Annotated in this window: 2 rRNA genes; both read right to left on the bottom strand. The window is 54.6% G+C overall.

Features of this window, described 5'->3' with window-relative positions:
* Window positions 1-22: 22 nt before the first annotated feature.
* A 5S ribosomal RNA gene (gene rrf / locus MSNKSG1_RS18565) occupies window positions 23-137 on the bottom strand.
* A 96-nt stretch (window positions 138-233) separates the two neighbouring features.
* A 23S ribosomal RNA gene (locus tag MSNKSG1_RS18570) occupies window positions 234-3,123 on the bottom strand.
* Window positions 3,124-3,180 lie beyond the last annotated feature (57 nt).

Genomic DNA, 3,180 nt, shown 5'->3' on the forward strand with positions numbered 1-3,180 from the left:
GATGCTGGGGTTTGGGTTAGGAGCCTGACGATGACCTACTCTCGCATGGGCCATGCCACACTACCATCGGCGCTGGTCTGTTTCACGTCTGAGTTCGGGATGGGATCAGGTGGTTCCAGACCGCTATGGTCGTCAGGCAAAACGGTTGATCACTGGGGGACGGGATAGAACAGTCAGCGTGCACTGACAGTGATGATCGATTTCGCGTTATCCGCAATTGTCTTGGGTGTTATATAGTCAAGCCGCACGAGCAATTAGTATCGGTTAGCTCAACGCCTCGCAGCGCTTACACACCCGACCTATCAACGTCCTGGTCTTGAACGGCTCTTCAGGGACCTCGAGGGTCCAGGGAGATCTCATCTTGGAAGGGGCTTCCCGCTTAGATGCTTTCAGCGGTTATCCTGTCCGAACATAGCTACCGGGCAGTGCGTCTGGCGACACAACCCGAACACCAGAGGTTCGTCCACTCCGGTCCTCTCGTACTAGGAGCAGCTTTCCTCAAATCTCCAACGTCCACGGCAGATAGGGACCGAACTGTCTCACGACGTTCTAAACCCAGCTCGCGTACCACTTTAAATGGCGAACAGCCATACCCTTGGGACCGGCTTCAGCCCCAGGATGTGATGAGCCGACATCGAGGTGCCAAACACCGCCGTCGATGTGAACTCTTGGGCGGTATCAGCCTGTTATCCCCGGAGTACCTTTTATCCGTTGAGCGATGGCCCTTCCATACAGAACCACCGGATCACTATGACCTGCTTTCGCACCTGCTCGACGTGTCTGTCTCGCAGTTAAGCGGGCTTGTGCCATTACACTAACCGCATGATGTCCGACCATGCTTAGCCCACCTTTGTGCTCCTCCGTTACGCTTTGGGAGGAGACCGCCCCAGTCAAACTACCCACCACACAGTGTCCTCATCCCCGATAAGGGGACCAAGTTAGAACCTCAAACATGCCAGGCTGGTATTTCAAGGTTGGCTCCACCGGAACTGGCGTCCCGGTTTCAAAGCCTCCCAGCTATCCTACACAAGCATGCTCAAAGTTCACTGTGAAGCTATAGTAAAGGTTCACGGGGTCTTTCCGTCTAGCCGCGGATACACCGCATCTTCACGGCGATTTCAATTTCACTGAGTCTCGGGTAGAGACAGCGCCCCCATCGTTACGCCATTCGTGCAGGTCGGAACTTACCCGACAAGGAATTTCGCTACCTTAGGACCGTTATAGTTACGGCCGCCGTTTACCGGGGCTTCGATCAAGAGCTTCGTCCGAGGACTAACCCCATCAATTAACCTTCCGGCACCGGGCAGGCGTCACACCCTATACGTCCACTTTCGTGTTTGCAGAGTGCTGTGTTTTTAATAAACAGTCGCAGGGGCCTGGTATCTTCGACTGGCTTCTGCTCCACCCGCAGGGGCTTCACATACAACCAGCGTGCCTTCTCCCGAAGTTACGGCACCATTTTGCCTAGTTCCTTTACCCGAGTTCTCTCAAGCGCCTTGGTATTCTCTACCTGACCACCTGTGTCGGTTTGGGGTACGGTCTCGAATAGCCTGAAGCTTAGAAGATTTTCCTGGAAGCAGGGCATCAATGACTTCCCGCCCGTGGGCAGTCGTCGTCGCGTCTCAGGATTGTGGAACCGGATTTGCCTAATTCCACTCCCTACTCGCTTAAACCGGGACAACCGTCGCCCGGCTCACCTAGCCTTCTCCGTCTCTCCATCGCAGCTATCCAAGGTACGGGAATATTAACCCGTTTCCCATCGACTACACCTTTCGGTCTCGCCTTAGGGGCCGACTCACCCTGCGCCGATTAGCGTTGCGCAGGAACCCTTGGTCTTCCGGCGTGCGGGTTTTTCACCCGCATTGTCGTTACTCATGTCAGCATTCGCACTTCTGATACCTCCAGCATGCCTCTCGACACACCTTCGCAGGCTTACAGAACGCTCCCCTACCCCGCATACAAAGTATGCAGCCGCAGCTTCGGTGACCAGTTTGAGCCCCGTTACATCTTCCGCGCAGGCCGACTCGACTAGTGAGCTATTACGCTTTCTTTAAAGGATGGCTGCTTCTAAGCCAACCTCCTAGCTGTCTGAGCCTTCCCACATCGTTTCCCACTTAACTGGTACTTGGGGACCTTAGCTGGCGGTCTGGGTTGTTTCCCTCTTCACGACGGACGTTAGCACCCGCCGTGTGTCTCCCGGATAGTACTCACAGGTATTCGGAGTTTGCATCGGGTTGGTAAGTCGGGATGACCCCCTAGCCGAAACAGTGCTCTACCCCCTGTGGTATTCGTCCGAGGCGCTACCTAAATAGCTTTCGGGGAGAACCAGCTATCTCCGGGCTTGATTAGCCTTTCACTCCGATCCACAAGTCATCCCCTGGCTTTTCAACGACAGTGGGTTCGGTCCTCCAGTGCCTGTTACGGCACCTTCAACCTGCTCATGGATAGATCGCCCGGTTTCGGGTCTATGCCCAGCGACTAAATCGCCCTATTCAGACTCGGTTTCCCTACGGCTCCCCTAAACGGTTAACCTCGCCACTGAACATAAGTCGCTGACCCATTATACAAAAGGTACGCCGTCACACCCGAAGGTGCTCCGACTGCTTGTACGCATACGGTTTCAGGATCTATTTCACTCCCCTCACAGGGGTTCTTTTCGCCTTTCCCTCACGGTACTGGTTCACTATCGGTCAGTCAGGAGTATTTAGCCTTGGAGGATGGTCCCCCCATGTTCAGTCAACGTTTCTCGTGCGCCGACCTACTCGATTTCACTGAACTCAGGTTTCGGATACGGGGCTATCACCCACTATGGCGGCACTTTCCAGAGCCTTCTCCTACCAGTTGTTCAGCTTAAGGGCTGGTCCCCGTTCGCTCGCCGCTACTGAGGGAATCTCGGTTGATTTCTTTTCCTCGGGGTACTTAGATGTTTCAGTTCCCCCGGTTCGCCCCGCACAGCTATGGATTCACTGTACGGTACCTGGCCGAAACCAGGTGGGTTTCCCCATTCAGAGATCTCCGGATCAAAGGTTGTTTGCCACCTCCCCGAAGCTTATCGCAGGCTTCCACGTCTTTCATCGCCTCTGACTGCCAAGGCATCCACCGTATGCGCTTAGTTGCTTGACTATATAACCCCAAGACAACTGTGTTCCATCTGCCAATCCCCTGGTAAACCAGGAAACC

The sequence above is a fragment of the Marinobacter santoriniensis NKSG1 genome, from assembly GCF_000347775.1.
Classification (GTDB): Bacteria; Pseudomonadota; Gammaproteobacteria; order Pseudomonadales; family Oleiphilaceae; genus Marinobacter; species Marinobacter santoriniensis.